The following is a 3363-nucleotide window of genomic DNA, read 5'->3' as shown; positions in this document are numbered from 1 at the left end:
AGCCGTCACACTGGCGGCATAAACCCCCCGACTCAACCAAACCCTCAGCAGACCCTTATCGACGACGAGCACCTCGACTGCGGCCAGCGTGTGGGTCAGGATCGCCCGGACCGTTTCAGCCAGGGCGCGACTACGACCCAGGGTCGCGATGCACACGGTGACATCAACCCCGAGATGCGGGCTCCCCTCAAGGAGCGCCTGACGTCGATGCTGCCGCCGCGAGGTCGCGAACCCTGCTCCTGCCGCACAGACGGCGGCCAGGCGCACGAGGTTCCGGGGGAACGCTGAGCGGTCACCACCGACCATGCTCCGCACGTCCGCGAGAACCGCGCGTCTGACCGTGGTGAGGACGTGCGTTCGTTCGGCTCCCAGGCTTCGCGGACCGGAATCACGGGCTTGGAGCAGCGCTTTGGAGCGGCCTTCCCAGAAGCAGCGGCGCAGCATGTAGGAGACGCGTGCTCGCGCCTGGGGGACGAAGTGGCTCACCGTGATGCCCGCATCTCGGATGATCCGAGCATCCGGCATCTGGCGACGAAGCCGGATACCCAAGTCTGTTTCCTCACCGCCGACGGGGTGGGAGCCGATCCGGCCGAGCCCTTCAGCGAAGAGCCCGATGCCAGCGAACACCTCCCGGCGTATCGCCATACAAGCTCCGATCGGGTTGCGAACTTCTGACCCACTCGCGGCCATACCGGTGTAATCGCAGCCGACTACCCAGCCGAACTCGGGCGGGAACCACCGTGGGGCGCCAGTTGCACTCTCCCAATCTGGGAGCACAGCACCGGCGATGATTGCAGCGTTGGGGTCTTCGAACCGGGAAGCGAGCGCCTCGAACCAGCCCTCTTGCAGGATGGCGTCGTCGTCTACGAAGAGCAGGACCTCAGCGGTGCTGGCCGCGATCGCCGTGTTCCTCGCGCCGGAAAGCCCGCGCTGCCTCGTGTTCTCCATCAGGCGCACCTGTGGAGTGTGGCGGTAGCGTTTGCCAAGTGCCTGCGCATGTGCGACCGCGTGATCGACAACGATGGTGATCCTGCCTGCCTCAGGGAGTTCCTTGATAGCGGAGGCTACGCAGGCCTCCAGCAGGTGGCTGCGGTGCTCGGTGTATGTGCAGATGACGATCTCGAGGCGCATGGAACTACGAGAGGGGAAACTGACCGCGAACCGACAGCGGGGTGTCCGCTTGATGCATCGGGTCTACTGCGATCAGGCGTTCTTTCGCGGTGCGCCGCTCACGGATCAATGTGGCAAGCACTCGCTTCCCATCGCGCCAAGCGTTGAGGTTGCTGACACCGTGAATACGGGAGCGTTCATGGCTCGGAACCTCGGTGATCGGGACACCGGCGAGCGCGGCGCGGACATTGATGAGGGTTTCGATCTCGAACCCATCGCCCCACTGGGGTGCCCCGCCGACAGGTTCAGTGTCGGGGAGGTCGAGGAGCGGGAGCAGATCGCGGTTAAGGGCGTTGTATCCGTAGCAGAGGTCGGTGTAACGCACGCCGAACATCAGGTTTGTCAGCAGCGTCAACCCTACGTTGCCGGCGTTGCGGAGGTGAGTGATGTCGTCACTTCCCCCTCCCCGTGACGGGGTGCCTTTCGCGAACATAGCGCCGTCACTAATCGCTTGGACGAAGCGTGTGATCTCCGCGGGGTCAGCGGAGCCGTCCGCGTCGAACATGACGATGATGTCTCCGGTGGCGGCTGCGAAGCCGCACGCTACCGCGTTGCCTTTGCCATAACGGGTTTGCTCGATGACACGGGCGTCGGGCCTGAGTGAGCGGACGAGTTCGGTTGTGCGGTGAAACCTCGCCCCTTCCACGATGATGAGTTCGTATTGCGACGGAATCTCTGGGAGCACTTCCTCAAGGTTCTGCGCTTCATCCAGCGACGGGACGATGACGCTGACGGCGGCCTCAGGGGTCATGCTGGTCACCTGCTGCCGGAGCGTTGACGAGCGCGAGCGCAACCTCGCCTTTCGCGCGGCCCCCGTGGTCGTCCTCGAAACGGACGGTCGTGTCGAGGGTGAGCATGCCACGCGAGAGCGCACGGGTGCTGAGGTTCGTAATCGTGAACTCTGCACGGAGTCCTCGCGCGTCGATCGGTCGCTGATAGCTGCTGGAGAGCTTGTGGATGAGAACGTCGGGGAGCTGACGTGCCCAGTAGTCGTCGAGTGTCCAGTGCGAAAACGCGGGCAGAAGTGAATGCTGCACTGCGACCGCGAGGGTCGTGTACATGAGCTGGTTGTAGCAGATCACGAACTCCGCCGCGTTGAAGTGGCCGGTGTCGTCGATGTAGCAAGACTCGCCGATCTGGAACTGGCCATGGGAGGCGACCTGCCCCTCGTCGGAGCGGGTCACCTCCGCGCTAGTGAGATAGATGCATCCCTTGGCCCGGTACGGATTCACCGCACGATGGAACACGGGTTCGCGGTCATCGAGCCGCCCCGTCGAGAACCCGGTGGTCACAGTGCGCGAGCGTAGAGCGGCAGACCATCGAGTGCGGTGACCCGGTGTGACACCGTCGCGGCCGGAGTGGTCGTGTGCAGCGCACGATGGATCAGGGTGCGGTTGTCCCAGATCACGATGTCGCCGGGCTCGTAGGCGTGCTGGTAAATGTTCGGGTGCGCGAACTCCTGATCCAGCTGCCCGGTAGCATCGAATAGCTTGTCAAGTAGGTCAGGGTCGTCACTGCCATGAAGCTCGACAGTGAAACCCTCGCTGATGAAGAGAATCTTCTCACCTGTGACGGGATGCTCCATAACAGTCGGGAAGGTCACCGCGGGGGTGTGCTCCTCCACTTCGCGGATGATCTCACCCAGCGGGCGGTACACGTCGTCGGGACGGATCTTGAAGAATTTCCGCACACTATGCGAAGACGTGGTGCCTGCCGCGGCATCCTTCAGCTCCTGGGGGAGCGCCTCATACGCTTTCGCCATGTTAATGAAGAACGTCCCACGGTTCTTCGGCGGCAGTACCTTCGGGGAGAAGATCGTGAAAGCGAACGGCTGCGGCATGAACTGGTAGTCGGCATGCCAGAACTTCCCCGTCTTCGGCACGCCGATCTGCTTGCCGTCTTCGGGGATGTTTGAGGAGACGAAGATCTCCTCAAAGTCGGGGTGGTGGTACATCGGCTCGTGATAGCTGACGAGCTCGCCGAACATGTGGCCGAGCTTCACGAACTGCTCGGGGGTGATGTCGCCCTGATTCCTGAGTACGGCCACCTTGTCTCGGTAGATCGACTGCTTCAGACGGTCGATGTCCTCGGATGTCACGGTGTCGACGTTGAAATCCTTCACCACCACTCCCATGGTGTTGGGCTGACCCCGTTCGGTAGGTCCGGTGGTTGTGTGAGTCGTCCTGTTGCCCG

The 3363-nt window shown here is 62.9% G+C and carries 4 protein-coding genes; all 4 read right to left on the bottom strand.

Going from position 1 to position 3363, the window contains the following annotated elements; genetic code table 11:
- A partial coding sequence (locus CZ674_RS02310; protein WP_143244600.1) for a glycosyltransferase family 2 protein occupies positions 1-1131 on the bottom strand: 1131 nt, incomplete at its 3' end.
- Between the two features lie 4 nt (positions 1132-1135).
- Positions 1136-1921, bottom strand: coding sequence for a glycosyltransferase family 2 protein (locus tag CZ674_RS02305; RefSeq protein ID WP_086990889.1), 786 nt, complete (start codon positions 1919-1921; stop codon positions 1136-1138).
- Complete coding sequence (locus CZ674_RS02300) at positions 1911-2462, bottom strand: FcoT family thioesterase (protein WP_159456872.1); 552 nt, start codon at positions 2460-2462, stop codon at positions 1911-1913. Before CZ674_RS02300 ends, CZ674_RS02305 begins: the two co-directional genes overlap by 11 nt.
- The coding region (gene scoE, locus CZ674_RS02295; protein WP_268802378.1) for a (3R)-3-[(carboxymethyl)amino]fatty acid oxygenase/decarboxylase at positions 2459-3363 on the bottom strand (905 nt) is incomplete at its 5' end. The genes CZ674_RS02300 and scoE, both read right to left, overlap by 4 nt.

Source organism: Agrococcus casei LMG 22410, from assembly GCF_900163565.1.
In the GTDB taxonomy this organism is placed as follows: Bacteria; Actinomycetota; Actinomycetes; order Actinomycetales; family Microbacteriaceae; genus Agrococcus; species Agrococcus casei.
This window is presented reverse-complemented; position numbering and strand designations above follow the sequence as displayed.